The 12,872-nt window shown below is 31.2% G+C and carries 18 protein-coding genes; 13 read left to right on the forward strand and 5 right to left on the reverse strand.

The features are described 5' to 3' along the window. The first annotated feature begins 5 nt into the window (after positions 1–5). From AAFU52_RS09725 to AAFU52_RS09755, 7 genes are all read left to right on the forward strand, one after another. Positions 6–1,139: a hypothetical protein gene (locus AAFU52_RS09725; protein WP_438426298.1), complete on the forward strand. Its 1,134-nt coding sequence runs from the start codon at positions 6–8 to the stop codon at positions 1,137–1,139. A 193-nt stretch (positions 1,140–1,332) separates the two neighbouring features. Then, complete coding sequence (locus tag AAFU52_RS09730) at positions 1,333–1,689, forward strand: hypothetical protein (protein WP_024769706.1); 357 nt, start codon at positions 1,333–1,335, stop codon at positions 1,687–1,689. Between the two features lie 121 nt (positions 1,690–1,810). Then, a complete protein-coding gene (locus tag AAFU52_RS09735; protein ID WP_024769705.1) occupies positions 1,811–2,575 on the forward strand; it encodes a helix-turn-helix domain-containing protein in 765 nt (254 codons plus the stop codon). A 74-nt stretch (positions 2,576–2,649) separates the two neighbouring features. Next, positions 2,650–3,957, forward strand: a complete 1,308-nt coding sequence (locus AAFU52_RS09740; RefSeq protein ID WP_438426299.1) for a DUF885 domain-containing protein — start codon at positions 2,650–2,652, stop codon at positions 3,955–3,957. 196 nt (positions 3,958–4,153) lie between these two features. Further along, entirely contained in the window at positions 4,154–4,891 is a 738-nt protein-coding gene (locus AAFU52_RS09745) for a GNAT family N-acetyltransferase (protein WP_241461402.1), read from the forward strand. Between the two features lie 145 nt (positions 4,892–5,036). Next, a complete protein-coding gene (locus tag AAFU52_RS09750; RefSeq protein WP_024769702.1) occupies positions 5,037–6,056 on the forward strand; it encodes a phenylalanine--tRNA ligase subunit alpha in 1,020 nt (339 codons plus the stop codon). Positions 6,057–6,067: 11 nt separating this feature from the next. Continuing rightward, positions 6,068–6,463 carry a hypothetical protein gene (locus AAFU52_RS09755; protein ID WP_024769701.1) on the forward strand — a complete coding sequence of 132 codons (396 nt, stop codon included), beginning with the start codon at positions 6,068–6,070 and terminating at the stop codon, positions 6,461–6,463. Between the two features lie 125 nt (positions 6,464–6,588). Here the strand turns inward: AAFU52_RS09755 and AAFU52_RS09760 are convergent, their stop codons facing one another. Beyond that, positions 6,589–7,314: a hypothetical protein gene (locus AAFU52_RS09760; RefSeq protein ID WP_024769700.1), complete on the reverse strand. Its 726-nt coding sequence runs from the start codon at positions 7,312–7,314 to the stop codon at positions 6,589–6,591. 339 nt (positions 7,315–7,653) lie between these two features. Between AAFU52_RS09760 and AAFU52_RS09765 the strand changes: the two genes are divergently transcribed. Continuing rightward, on the forward strand, positions 7,654–8,154 hold the full coding sequence (locus AAFU52_RS09765) for a hypothetical protein (RefSeq protein ID WP_024769699.1): 501 nt from the start codon (positions 7,654–7,656) through the stop codon (positions 8,152–8,154). 35 nt (positions 8,155–8,189) lie between these two features. On the opposite strand, the gene AAFU52_RS09770 is transcribed toward AAFU52_RS09765, so the two are convergent. Both AAFU52_RS09770 and AAFU52_RS09775 read right to left on the reverse strand, forming a co-directional pair. Then, positions 8,190–8,333: a hypothetical protein gene (locus tag AAFU52_RS09770; protein WP_161635263.1), complete on the reverse strand. Its 144-nt coding sequence runs from the start codon at positions 8,331–8,333 to the stop codon at positions 8,190–8,192. 72 nt (positions 8,334–8,405) lie between these two features. Further along, complete coding sequence (locus AAFU52_RS09775; RefSeq protein WP_161635262.1) at positions 8,406–8,555, reverse strand: hypothetical protein; 150 nt, start codon at positions 8,553–8,555, stop codon at positions 8,406–8,408. Between the two features lie 84 nt (positions 8,556–8,639). Here AAFU52_RS09775 and AAFU52_RS09780 point away from each other — a divergent pair, with 84 nt between their 5' ends. From AAFU52_RS09780 to AAFU52_RS09800, 5 genes are all read left to right on the forward strand, one after another. Further along, positions 8,640–8,864, forward strand: coding sequence for a helix-turn-helix domain-containing protein (locus tag AAFU52_RS09780; protein ID WP_024769698.1), 225 nt, complete (start codon positions 8,640–8,642; stop codon positions 8,862–8,864). A gap of 246 nt (positions 8,865–9,110) precedes the next feature. Next, positions 9,111–9,662, forward strand: a complete 552-nt coding sequence (locus AAFU52_RS09785; protein ID WP_438426300.1) for a TetR/AcrR family transcriptional regulator — start codon at positions 9,111–9,113, stop codon at positions 9,660–9,662. Beyond that, on the forward strand, positions 9,659–10,090 hold the full coding sequence (locus AAFU52_RS09790) for a DUF6463 family protein (RefSeq protein ID WP_438426301.1): 432 nt from the start codon (positions 9,659–9,661) through the stop codon (positions 10,088–10,090). The genes AAFU52_RS09785 and AAFU52_RS09790 overlap by 4 nt, the downstream gene beginning before the upstream one ends. Beyond that, the gene (locus AAFU52_RS09795) at positions 10,077–10,466 is read left to right on the forward strand and encodes a hypothetical protein (protein ID WP_024769695.1); all 390 of its coding nucleotides are present in this window, start codon (positions 10,077–10,079) and stop codon (positions 10,464–10,466) included. The genes AAFU52_RS09790 and AAFU52_RS09795 overlap by 14 nt, the downstream gene beginning before the upstream one ends. Next, a complete protein-coding gene (locus AAFU52_RS09800) occupies positions 10,459–10,872 on the forward strand; it encodes a hypothetical protein (RefSeq protein ID WP_024769694.1) in 414 nt (137 codons plus the stop codon). Before AAFU52_RS09795 ends, AAFU52_RS09800 begins: the two co-directional genes overlap by 8 nt. A 36-nt stretch (positions 10,873–10,908) precedes the next feature. Here AAFU52_RS09800 and AAFU52_RS09805 read toward each other — a convergent pair whose 3' ends face one another. Next, the gene (locus AAFU52_RS09805) at positions 10,909–11,244 is read right to left on the reverse strand and encodes a hypothetical protein (RefSeq protein ID WP_438426302.1); all 336 of its coding nucleotides are present in this window, start codon (positions 11,242–11,244) and stop codon (positions 10,909–10,911) included. Positions 11,245–11,329: 85 nt separating this feature from the next. Beyond that, complete coding sequence (locus AAFU52_RS09810) at positions 11,330–12,871, reverse strand: amidohydrolase family protein (protein WP_438426303.1); 1,542 nt, start codon at positions 12,869–12,871, stop codon at positions 11,330–11,332. Position 12,872: the final 1 nt, after the last annotated feature.

The raw sequence follows: 12,872 nt of genomic DNA on the forward strand, positions 1-12,872 counted from the left end.
TTGTAATGGAAAAAAGAAATATAATACTTACTGCGGTCATATCATTTATATACTCTTTAAGTTTTTCACAAAGTAAAAACACTTTGGATATCGAAACACAGGGAGGATATGAATACAATTATTTTAAAAGTCCTAAAGAAGTAAGAGTGAATGATAGTATACTTACAAAAGAAGATTTGATATCGAGCAGTCTGTATCAAGACATCTCGATCGATTATAAATATCGCTATAAATGGAAAAAAAACAGAGTGAGATTATATTTAAATCCTTTTTCGAGAATATTCTATGAGAATTTTGATGACAGTTATTGGAGCTTAGGTACGAGAGTAAAATATGATCACAAATTTACAGAAAAAACTACTTTTTTGGCAGAAGTTAGATTTAAGCGAATGAATAGAGAAGGTTTAGGAGGAGATCAGGATGTGTTGATTAATCCATTAGGGTATACAAACTATGGTGCCACTGCAGGAGTAAAGTTTATACCTTTTTATGCTAATGAGATGACACTAGAAGGATTTTATAATTTCAAAGACTTTGATGCTTTTGGAATAAGAGACTTACAATTTGATGAGTTTGGAGTTCAATTTTCAAGTGTTCAATCCTTTGAAGTAAATCGATTAGAACACAAAATTGGGATGGATACATATTTCAAAAAAAGAAAATATGACACCTTTAATGCCAGTGAAATTGATACAGATGGTGAAAGAGATTGGGATTATATAAGAGGAAGTTTGTTTTATGAATTACCGTTTAGCGAAAAATTTAAAATAAAGCCCAATTTTGTATACTACACAAGAATTGATAACTCTACCAGACGTTCTGGCTTTAATCAGTTTGGTCCCGGAATCAATATGATTTATAAAAGTGAAATAACCAAAGTGCGTACATCACTCTCTTATATTACAAGAAAATATAAAGAAATCGAAGCTAGAAATACCGAGATGTTAATAGGAGAAAACCTTAAATACCAATATGTGAATTTTCAGGTAAATGCCTCACACGAAATCGGAAATGGATTTTCATTAACAGCAACACTATATTCTAGGGTAAGGAGTACAAATTATACAGATATAGACGCCCGTTCTTTCAGAAATTATAGAAACCAATATGCAGGAATAGGCGTTCTATGGGAATTATAACAGATTCCCTTTTATTTATTGTTAGTTTTTTTCGGTTAAGCGTTACTTTTGTAACGCTTAACTTTTTGATAAGATCCGGCTGGTAAAATTATGATTGGCAGTATTCGAACTATTAATCTAACTTATCCAGTTTAAAAGTGAACTCTTATTAAATATCCAAAGTACATTTGACAACTATAATTGAGTAATGACAATGGCAAGAGACGAAAAATTAAAAGAACGCTGGGAGGTCCTAGTAAAAAAACTATCAGATCAGTTTGCAGATGGAGAAGATTTAGATCTTGATGGAATTATATATCTAATTGGAGTACAAGAATTAGGTCAATTACATCGTAAATTTAAAAAAGAAGAAAAATTAGACTTAATGCATATTGCCATATGTCGCCTCTTAGAGCCTTATGGATATTATGAATTTGATTACTATGATGATGATGGTTGGCCACATTATATGGTTAAAGAACAATTGCCGGGTCTTAAAGCAGGTGAGCAATCTGTTTTGATGAAAGAAGCAATTGTAAGTTATTTTTTGGTAAGTCAATATATAGTTTAGACAGCCTCGTATGATTTTGACATTATATTTAGTTACCTGATTTCAATATGTAAAGAGAATCGATAACCAAACCAGATACCGACATCGAGATTTTGGGAAAATAAATTTTTCTCAAAGTAATATGCCAGCAATTTACACTGGTAAGACTACTGGTATTGCTTTAAAATATGTAGTAGAAGGAAAGGAGCATTATAAAACGAGTAGAAATCAATTAGATGTATATAAGAGTCAATTTATTATCCTGAGAGAAAATGTAGACTACCAGGTGTGTTCTAAACATATAAATACCAAAGGTTTCTGTTTAGATATAAATCCAGGATTATTAGGTGTCGAGATATCAGATTTTTTGAAAAATGATTTACTATTTAATCAACCATTTTCGGGAAGTTTATCTATAGGACTAGGCAAATCTTTATACGATTTTTCCAATACTATTTCAGGGTATGATTTTGCCCAAGAATCTATTGGGATTATTACTGGTTTTAAAGATGATTTACTTAGTTTTCAAAAAGAATTAGACATAATTGAGGATTCTTTGCAGAAGATAACAACAAGGATTCACACGCAAAAACTTCTTGTTTCAAAACTTTTTAAAGCAAGAGAATATATTCATTTACATTATTTTCATAAAATTTCACTTAACACTCTTGCCAGTATATCTGGAATCTCTAAGTATCATTTTGCCAGAGTTTTTAAAATTTGTTTTAAAATGACTCCATTACAAATGCAGGAACAGTTGCGAATGGAAAAAGCCAAAGAACTACTACATGGCGATGAGATTTCTTTAACCTCGATAGCTTATCAATTAGGGTATACAGATTTAGCCTCGTTTTCTAAAAGATTTAAAAAACATTACAAAATACCACCTTCTCAATATATAAAATAGCAAGATTGCACAAACTATAGTAGGATATCCATAGTATTATTGTATTAAAAACAGGTTTGAAAAATCAAATGAATATGGTAAATCGATATATAAGAATTATAGTACAGGTATTTGTATTCTTCCTATTTAGTTGTCAAAATAAAACGGAAAGCCAATCTATTGAATGGGAAACTATATCCAAAGAATTTATAAAGGATTATAAAAAACTAGATCTTCCGGGACTAGAACTTTCTTTTGTAGAAAATCTCAAAAACATTAGCGATAAGAAATCTGTTCAGAATCAGGAAGAAGTATTTATCTCCTTAGAAAATAATTTGCAGAAGATTAAGAAAAATCAATTGTCTGATCAGGATAGATTGGATTATGAAGTACTGCTTTATGAATGTGAGCTTAACCTAGAGAGGATTATTATCGAAAAAAAGTGGTTAAATACAATTAGGGACAGTATCCCAGCCACCAAAATATTTGATGTATCAAATGGAAAAGATTGGTATGCGTATTTCCTGAAAAAATGGGTGGATAAAGAAGCAACACCAGATCAGATATATGCATTGGGGATAGAAGAAATAGAAAAGGTAAGCTCAAAAATCAAAGAAATACAGGTCAAATCCGGGATGGATAGCCTAGATTTTAGTAGACATATTAAGGATTCGGTATTTTTTTATTCTAATGTTAAAATGGTTCAAAAGAGTTTTTTTCAAATCAGAGAAACCGTAGCGGACAAATTACCAGAAATATTTCCGTTTTTGGATAGGATTCCAGAAGTAAAAATCAAACAAGGAACCAATAAAAATTTATCTCAGGTTCCTGGATTTTATATGAATGGTACTTTTTATTATAATTATTTCAATACATCCTTTAATAAGAGGCAAGTAGGTTGGTTGTATATTCATGAAGGAATGCCAGGGCATCATTATCAGGCAATGGTTGAAACTTTAGTACCCCGTTCTGATATTCAAAAGATGTTTAGATATAGAGGAGTCGCAGAAGGATGGGCTGCATATGTAGAAGAAATAGGAAAGGAAATAGGAGCATACCAAAATATATATGACGAATTAGGAAAATGGGAATGGGATATTATTCGCTCTGTACGAGTAGTATTGGATGTGGCTCTTAATTATTATGGTTGGAGTGATCAAAAAGCATTAAAATTTTGGCAACAACATATCAAAGAGCAAGATGATATTGCTTTTCGCGAAATCGCTAGGATGAAAAGGTGGCCGGTACAAGTTATAACCTATAAATACGGATCTAATAAGATACTTCAATGGAAATCAGAACTCGAAAAAAATCAAAACTTTAACCTTAAAGAATTTCACAAAAACATTTTAAAAAACGGATTATTACCATATTCAATTTTAGAAAAACAACTAGGGTTATAATTATTCCAAATTTATGAAATCATTATCGTATGATAATCGTGAAGATTATTATATTTAGACTGCTTATTTTGATAAGATAATCATGTCGAACAAATACAGGTAGATTTATAATATGGTGGTTAGAAGTTTAGAAAAAGTCGCGTTTAAATCGATAATAGATTGCTTTCTAATTTCATTTAAAAACTACTTCGTAGAAATGCCTTCGAATCTAGAGTATTATAGAGAAAGATGGGATAATGCCAAAGTTCGTTTTGATTTATCCTATGGTATGTTTGATGATGAAAAACTTGTTGGATTCATTATAAATGGAATTGATAAACGAAACGGAGATATCATTGCTTTTAATACGGGAACAGGAGTGATTCCTGAACATCGAGGAAAAAAAATAGTGAAATCTATCTACGAATATGCACTTAAAGATTTAAAACAAAATGGTATTACTAAATGTTCTTTAGAAGTCATAAAAGAGAATGTAATTGCCATTAAATCCTATGAAAGCATCGGTTTTAAGAAATGCAAAAATTATAAATGTTTTAAAGGCAAAATACATATTGAGGACAAGAGAAGTATTGAGTTAAATGAAATTGATTATACTATATTCGATATGATAAATTTACCCAATCAAGAATGCTATTCCTGGGACAATCACAAAAACTCAATTAAAGATGGAAATTACAGATATTTTGAAGTTTTAAAAGATCAAATTCCCGAATCCTATTTTGTTATAAATCCAGTAAATGGATATTTGGCTCAATTTGATCTCTTAAATCAAAATGAATCAGGTTGGTGTCATTTGTTTTTAGGAATCCAAAGTATTTGTAAAACCGTAAAAATTAATAATGTAGACGAAACACTTCTCGATAAATTAAACTACCTAAATTCGATTGATCTTAATAACATAGTTGATCAGTATGAAATGGAGCTAAAAATATAAGAGCTTTTTTCCCTTTTTAAAAGAATTAATGATCAATATGGTATACCCGATTTTTATCAGATATAATATTTGAATCAAAATACTTTAATGTACTATTCCATTAACCTAAAATGCGTAAATTTGCCGTTCTATTAAGAAAATAGTGATGATTGATAAGATTAAAGAGTATATAGAAGAAGTTGATAGTTTTAAAGCCAGAACTAAAGAAGATGTCGAGGCATTTCGAATTAAGTTTTCGGGTAAAAAAGGATTGATTAATGAGTTCTTTGCAGAGTTCAGAAATGTAGCTAATGACCAGAAAAAAGAATTTGGACAAGCTATTAATGCTCTTAAAATAGCGGCAGAAGGAAAGGTAAAATCCTTAAAAGATGAATTAGAATCTAAAAACGAAGAAAAGGGACTCTATGGTGATCTTACAAGACCCGCAGAACCTATTGCTGTGGGATCTAGGCATCCTATTTCTTTGGTGAAAAATCAAATCATCGATATTTTCTCTCGTATAGGATTCAATGTTAGTGAAGGCCCGGAGATAGAAGATGACTGGCATAACTTTACAGCACTTAATTTACCAGAATATCATCCGGCACGAGATATGCAGGATACATTTTTTATTCAAACAGATCCTGATATTTTGTTGCGTACTCACACCTCATCGGTTCAAGTACGATATATGGAAAATAATGAGCCGCCAATTCGTACAATTTCTCCAGGAAGAGTATATCGTAATGAAGCGATTTCTGCACGATCACATTGCTTTTTTCATCAGGTAGAAGGATTATATATTGATAAAGATGTGTCGTTTGCAGATCTAAAACAGACACTTCAATACTTCACTACAGAGATGTTTGGTAAATCAAGAATTAGATTGCGCCCATCATATTTTCCGTTTACAGAACCTAGTGCAGAAGTAGATGTGTACTGGGGATTAGAGACAGAGACCGATTATAAAATGACCAAAGGAACAGGTTGGTTAGAAATTATGGGCTGTGGAATGGTAGATCCAAATGTGCTTAAAAATTGTAATATAGATCCTCAGGAATATAGTGGTTTTGCATTTGGGATGGGAATCGATCGTATAGCACTCTTATTATATGGAGTGTCTGATATTCGAATGCTTAGTGAAAATGATGTACGTTTTTTAGAACAATTTAAGTCTTCACTATAGGGTAAACAAGCATGAAGAAAGATATAGAAATACCTATTGTAGAAGGTGTTTATATTGCAGTGATCAAAGAATGGGATGAAGAATTTCTTGCCCAGCATTGGAACTCCTATATTATTAATGATCGCGATACTGCTATAGAAATGGTTTTGGTGGTGACCAAAGGATATGAAGGAGATCGAAAAACCTCGTTACTACGTCATGGTATAGGAACTATGGAAGCAAAATCCTCTGCCAAAATCGAAATGCTTCAGGAAGAATTACTTGGGATGAATAATGAATTTGTTGTCACTTTCTTTGCAGACAGTAAATTATACGATAAAAAATACCTGTTTAGAAAACATACTATAAACGAAAATGCTTTTCAGGACCTACCGGTAATGGATCAACGTGGGATTTTGGTGAAGTAATAATAATATTGTGCTAATTAAAAACACCTTGCTATGATGTTCAATAGCAAGGTGTTTTTGTAATAGGATACTTAAAAGGTCTCTTTATTGTATATTATCATACGCTAGAGTTCCTCTGTATGTGATTAGTTTCTATCTCGTGGAGGTCTAGGTCCGCCTGGATTACTATTACCAATGAAATAACTTTGTGTATTTGTTTGGGTGATGCAACCATTTAAAGATACGCTAAGAGTCACTGTTGAACGCCCCAAAGGCATTCTAATAACAGTCTTATTAGAATGGTGAGTTGTTCGACCATAATTTACAACTTTCCAGGAGTAGGTATATTCGGGAACATAACTTCCGGCATTCATGTATCTTATATCTGATTTATACATAGAGGTATTACTTTCATTAGGACATGGAACTGAAGATCCGTTAGGGACAAAATCATCAAACTCCATCAGGTATCCATCTAGACTGCCATTGATAAACTGAATTGTACCTTTATTTTGGTTGATTCTTTTAACACGTGCTTTTCTTTTAGTGCTTTCTATTATTTTAAAACCTCCTGTGGCTATCCATGCTCCATCACAAGATGTTTCAGTAGTATTTATAATAGTGTTTACATAAGGATATTCTTTTCTTCCTGCTCTAAAATCAAACCATACAGGACCTTCGTAGCTTTCAATACTCCAATAAACACAATTATTCGTTGCTACTTTTGTAGATGATTCTTCAGCAGGGGAGGTTTGTTTAAGGTCTAACGATTCTTCTGTGATAGCATCCAAACCGCTATTATCATTTTCGCAGTTACTAATAAAAATAGTCAGCATTAGTACAGCAATTGTTTTTAAAACTTTTTTTGTCATGATTTGATTTTTAATAATTTAAATTTTGATGTAAAGAGTTGTGAGATAGTAGTATACCACTATTAAGGAGTGGATTAATAATAGACTAAGATAGATGTAATACAAGGTGTATACTACCCGGTTTTCAGTGATAGTCCTTATTTAAGAAGTTTTTTTGATTCTGTCTCTTATAAATAACCATTTAATTCTGACTTTAATTGTAAGCAATGATTAATAAATGAGACTAAGAAGCATCGATAAAATGCTATTATAATCGATAAAATACACATTTTAACGTTAAATATTTGTTAATAAGAAGTATTTTTCTGATTTTTGTAGCTGTAATTGGAAATACAACATATGAAGAGACTTTTACCAGCTTATGCTACGTTTTTGGTCTTGATACTTTTTGGAATGTCTTCTTGCGGAAAGAGTGATTCTAATGCTTCTAATATTATGATAGTTGGCATATGGCAATTGAAGCAAGAGTTCAGTAATGAAGAAGAGAATGCGTCATTGGAAGAATTCCCGCTTTCCTCTTGTGAAAAAATGACAACTCTAGAAGTGTTAAAGAATGGTAGATTTATTGAGAAAAATTATTATGATGATTTTGGAACGGGAGGAGAATGTATAAAGGATACAGAAGATACCCATGGGAGTTGGAAAAAAGAATCAGATGGTATTTTTTATTTTATGTATGATAAAAGTGAAATTTTATTATTTAATAAATCTTATGTGACGGTCAAAAATGGAGACCTAATAATTACCATTGAATATGATGATCCCGATTTGGGATATGAAACTACCATTAAATTCATCTATTCAAAAAAGCATCAAGAAGTTAGCCACTTACCAAAATAAAAGAACCCGTATGTAATATACGGGCTCTTTGTAGGCTAAAATTTCTGATGAGATTCGCGGGGAGCATTGTTTTTTTGTAATGTTTCTAGTGCCCATAAATAATGTTGCTGTGTTTCCTGGGTAATACCATACTTACTTTTGTGAAGCATAAGACGCTCATAAAGTTTTTTCTCTGTCATAAACATTGATTTTTGTTAAAAACTATATTGATAGTAATATCTTTTATTCATCCATAGAAATGTTGCACATGCTTACGAACTTGAAAGTTCTGATGATGTTGTATCAGTGCTACCAGGCTTAAGTGCTTCTAGTAAAGCAATAAAATTGCTTTGATCCTTTTCACAAAACTGATGCTCCTGTTGATAGGCTAACATATATTGATATAACTCTTCTTGGGTCATGCATAATCATCTGATGTAACAAATGTAATAAAAAATTACCGATCGGTAATTGAAAATATGTTTTATTAAGCTGAATTTTCCATTGTGGAAGAATATGACAAAAAAGAGCTACTTAATATATTAGCTAAACGTGTAAAAGAATTGAGGTCAAAAAAAGATGTGACCCAAGAAGACGCGCTTAATGATACCGGAATTCACTTCGGAAGAATTGAACAAGGTAAACGAGATATTTCATTTTCAACACTTTTTAAAATCTGTCAATATTTTGAAATATCTCCAAAAGATTTCTTTACCAAAGACTTTGACTAAGTTTTTATACCTTAAATTTCCTTAATTTTTTTGAACATTAATACATATTCATGTATTAATATCACATATGATTTGAATACAGTAGTTTGTATTCTTACATAAAATTTGCTCTTTAGAAAGCAGAAGATCAATCTGGCCTGTCTTATTTTATCTTCATTAATTATTAAATACAAAACCTTTATTAAACGATATCGTTTAATAAAGGTTTTATTGTATATTTGTTTTTTTAAACGAAACCGTCTAATAATGCCAAAAGTAATAGCACAAAGAAATGATTGGATAAAATTGGGATACAAACTCTTTTCTGAGCAAGGAATTTCTGGTATTGTCATTGAAAAGATTGCCAAAAAGCTAGAATGTAACAAATCAAGCTTTTATTGGCATTTTAAATCCAAGAAAAACTTCATCAGTGAGCTTATAAATTTTTGGATTACTTCAGAGACAGATCAAATTATAGAGCAGACTGAAAAAACAAAATCTTCAGAAGAAAAAATCGAACAATTTTTGAAAATCACCTTTAAGAATGATCCTTATTTAGAATTCATATTTTTCTTAAAACGCTATGCTATAAAGAATAAAGAAGTTCAATCGATCATAGACGAAATTGACAATAGAAGATTGGAATTTACCACTGAGTTGTTTCAGGAAATTGGGTATTCTAAGAAAGATGCGGTAATAAAAGCAAGTATTTTTTATAAATACTTAATAGGATATCATGAAATGCTAAAAAACAAAAAACAATCTAAAGATTACCTCATAGAAGTAAAGAAAGAATTAAAACACTTTATAACTATATGAAAATAGTACACGGAAAAATATTAATATTCTTTGGGGTTATTCACTCACTATTAGGAGTTTCATCATGGGCGTTTTGGAAACAGTTTTCAGGATTTGCAGACAATTTTTTTTTTAAAATAAGCGAAGGTCTTTTCGAATTTCCTTTACTCGATGGACAAATGAATTATGAAAATTTCGCAGCATTTTGGTTTTTCTATTTCGGACTTTTACTTATCCCTATTGGTGTTCTGGTAAACCATGCAGAGAAAACGAATGGACAAATTCCCAAAAACTTCATGTGGACATATTTGATAATCGTGCTTATTGGGGTGTATATGATTCCTTTTTCAGGCATGACTTTCTTAATGCTACCCCATGCAATTTATATGCTCTACAATAGTAATAAAATACATAACACATCAAATAAACAACATAATGAAGAAAAATAAATACTGGATAATTGCTGGAGTAATTAATATTTTTACTGCAATCCTGCACCTAATTGGAGGTCAATTAGATTTGATTAATCCTTTCATGGAAAGCAACATTGACCTACAAATAAAAACTGAATTATTGGGGGTTTGGCATATGGTTACTAGTATTTTATTTGCTTCTTCAATACTCTATTTTAAATATGGCTTTAACACAACAAAGAAAGCGAACATAGAGTTAGTTTCTTTCATAAGTTATTTATACATCGCTTTTTCATTCGCTTTTATCTTTTCAAGTGTATATAAATCAATACTAGCACCTCAATGGGGTTTACTATTGCCTATAGGAATATTAGGAATTATTGGAATTAAAAAATCAAAGACTAATGCTTAAAATAGGTGGATACATAAATATAATAATTGGGATAGGTCATTTAATCGGACTCATTTGGCCCGAACAAATGTTTGAAAAAACTGGTGTACTAGAAGAGATGAAAGCACTTGCTCAAATTCATTTTTCTCTTCCGTACTTGCTAACAATTTTTGTTGCATTAATCTTTTTAATTTTTGGGTTTTATGGACTCTCTGCAAGCGAAAAAATCAAAAAACTTCCTTTCTTAAAATTTGGCATCTATACAATTGCTTCTATATATCTTTTTCGTGGGATTGCAGAACAGTTGTATAATATAAGTCAACAGACAACTACAATACCCGAAACTATTCAATCTGTTGTAGCAGTAATTATTGGTTTACTATTTCTAATTGGTGGTTTAAAAAAATGGAAATTTAAAATAGAATAAAAAGGGAGAATGACATATCATTCATAGAATTCGTATTTATTTCTTAGAGTTTTTAGGTTTTAATGATTTTGCGTAGGTAAAACTATCATTAAGATAGGAGGAAAGTAGTTCAAAATCTTGCATCAATTTTTCGGGAACTAATACATACTCTTTCATCACGGCACCATAGGATTTGAAAACGGTAGTTTGATGTTCTTGCATGAATTGGGTTCCTTGTTCTTTAGAAAGTCGAAGACCAATTTCACCCGCTTTATTTAATTGCGAAAACATATGACCATTAACAGATGTATAAGGCATTGTTTTTCCTTTTCTTTCGAAACTTGGATTGGTATCTATAAGCTTGTCATAAAATGCTAACCGTTCTGTCCACATATCACTTCATTTTAAGAGTTGCAAAATGTTATCTATGTAAAAATACTAAAGAAAATCCTATTTTTATGTTAGAGCTTTTTTCAGTTTAATCAGCTAATTGAATTCTAATTAAGGGACTACTAAGCAAACTATAAGCTACCTTTATGTTGATGTGAAAAGCCGAAGCTATAGAAGATGTGAAGTCCTTTAATTCTTGTATTTTTTTATTGTTGTAATATATACCATCGAGAAGTACACCATGTATAGATTGAGTATATGATATATCTTCTAGTGGATTTTTATTAAGGAGCACTAGGTCTGCTGTTTTTCCAATATCGATAGTTCCATACTTATTGTTCAATTTACTATATTCGGCCGGAATTATAGTAGCAGTTTGTAAAGCTTCAAGATTAGATAATCCACTTTCTACTAAATCTATTAATTCTGTATGTAAACTAAATCCGGCAAAAACATAAGCATCAGTAACATCAGTTCCCGCCATAATTGGCACTCCTCTTTTATGCGCCATACTAACTTGTCTTTGTGATGCTCTATAAAAATCAAGATTCAAATCTTTTTCTTTTAAAGAACGATTTTTTTCAGCGGCTTTATTGATCCCTGGATTCCACCATAATTTTCGTTTTATTGCTGGGATATATTTTCTATTTGGATTATTTATAAATGCTGGGGTGTGAGCAAAAGCATCAGACTTAAGCGTTTGAAGAGTTGGTGTCCAATAGGTATTATTTTTTCGCATTAGATCCATGAGTTGTATCGCTTTCTTTTTATCAAAATCCATAACCATAGACCTCTTTGAAGCTGTGTAAATTTTTTTCCAATTATTAGAATTTTTTAAACTGTCTGCTTTTGGAAAACATTCGTACATAAAAACTCTACCATGTTCAAAACTACGTTGCCCTAGTTGTATAGCTTCTTCAAGACTAATAAATATAGGTTTGTGCCCTGCAAGATGAATTCCATATTTTGGAGCTTCTAAGGCTAGTTTTCGATATGATTTGGGAGGGATTTGCATATAGATTTTTATGAAGTCAACATCCTCATTTTTATAAAAATCTAGGAATGGCGCTATATCTTCTTCTTTTTGAAGTTTAAAGAATTCTGGAAAACTATTTGGAACAGAATATTTTCCGTCAATTTGATAACTACTTTGTAAAACATATCTTGGGGTAATTCTTATATGTTGCGCCAAATCTTGATTCCACTGTAAGCGTTCTTTACTACCAGCCCAATAAGTGTCTTTTTTATTAAGTTGCCCAGACATATCTCTTACTCCTGTGACTCCATTAGCAATATAAAGAGGATGATGAAGCCACTCTGATTGTTGAGTAGAATGTGTATGCATATTCCATAACCCAGGAATTATATATTTATTTTTACCATTAATAATAAAATGAGATGATGAATTGATTACACTATCGATGGCCTTAATAGTATTTCCTTCGACAAGAATATCTTGATTATGTAAAATCGCACCAGACTCTACATCGATAATATTGATAGATTTTATAAGTATGCTATTATGCGCCTTCGGGACCTCTAGTTGAGGTAGTGGCCATAGAATACATCCAGCTAAAAATAATATTACCAAGAATAGAGTGGTAGCAACTATCTTAAGTGTTTTTTTCATT

It is taken from the genome of Aquimarina macrocephali (assembly GCF_051627225.1).
Lineage (GTDB): Bacteria > Bacteroidota > Bacteroidia > Flavobacteriales > Flavobacteriaceae > Aquimarina > Aquimarina macrocephali.

Bases quoted from the DNA above. Each gene is read 5' to 3' on its own strand.
- AAFU52_RS09760 (WP_024769700.1), bottom strand. From the start codon at position 7,314: ATGACAAAAAAAGTTTTAAAAACAATTGCTGTACTAATGCTGACTATT.
- AAFU52_RS09805 (WP_438426302.1), bottom strand. From the start codon at position 11,244: ATGTGGACAGAACGGTTAGCATTTTATGACAAGCTTATAGATACCAAT.
- AAFU52_RS09755 (WP_024769701.1), top strand. From the start codon at position 6,068: ATGAAGAAAGATATAGAAATACCTATTGTAGAAGGTGTTTATATTGCA.
- AAFU52_RS09740 (WP_438426299.1), top strand. From the start codon at position 2,650: ATGGTAAATCGATATATAAGAATTATAGTACAGGTATTTGTATTCTTC.
- AAFU52_RS09725 (WP_438426298.1), top strand. From the start codon at position 6: ATGGAAAAAAGAAATATAATACTTACTGCGGTCATATCATTTATATAC.
- AAFU52_RS09730 (WP_024769706.1), top strand. From the start codon at position 1,333: ATGGCAAGAGACGAAAAATTAAAAGAACGCTGGGAGGTCCTAGTAAAA.
- AAFU52_RS09765 (WP_024769699.1), top strand. From the start codon at position 7,654: ATGAAGAGACTTTTACCAGCTTATGCTACGTTTTTGGTCTTGATACTT.
- AAFU52_RS09795 (WP_024769695.1), top strand. From the start codon at position 10,077: ATGAAGAAAAATAAATACTGGATAATTGCTGGAGTAATTAATATTTTT.
- AAFU52_RS09810 (WP_438426303.1), bottom strand. From the start codon at position 12,871: ATGAAAAAAACACTTAAGATAGTTGCTACCACTCTATTCTTGGTAATA.
- AAFU52_RS09790 (WP_438426301.1), top strand. From the start codon at position 9,659: ATGAAAATAGTACACGGAAAAATATTAATATTCTTTGGGGTTATTCAC.
- AAFU52_RS09770 (WP_161635263.1), bottom strand. From the start codon at position 8,333: ATGACAGAGAAAAAACTTTATGAGCGTCTTATGCTTCACAAAAGTAAG.
- AAFU52_RS09745 (WP_241461402.1), top strand. From the start codon at position 4,154: ATGCCTTCGAATCTAGAGTATTATAGAGAAAGATGGGATAATGCCAAA.
- AAFU52_RS09785 (WP_438426300.1), top strand. From the start codon at position 9,111: ATGCCAAAAGTAATAGCACAAAGAAATGATTGGATAAAATTGGGATAC.
- AAFU52_RS09800 (WP_024769694.1), top strand. From the start codon at position 10,459: ATGCTTAAAATAGGTGGATACATAAATATAATAATTGGGATAGGTCAT.
- AAFU52_RS09775 (WP_161635262.1), bottom strand. From the start codon at position 8,555: ATGACCCAAGAAGAGTTATATCAATATATGTTAGCCTATCAACAGGAG.
- AAFU52_RS09750 (WP_024769702.1), top strand. From the start codon at position 5,037: ATGATTGATAAGATTAAAGAGTATATAGAAGAAGTTGATAGTTTTAAA.
- AAFU52_RS09735 (WP_024769705.1), top strand. From the start codon at position 1,811: ATGCCAGCAATTTACACTGGTAAGACTACTGGTATTGCTTTAAAATAT.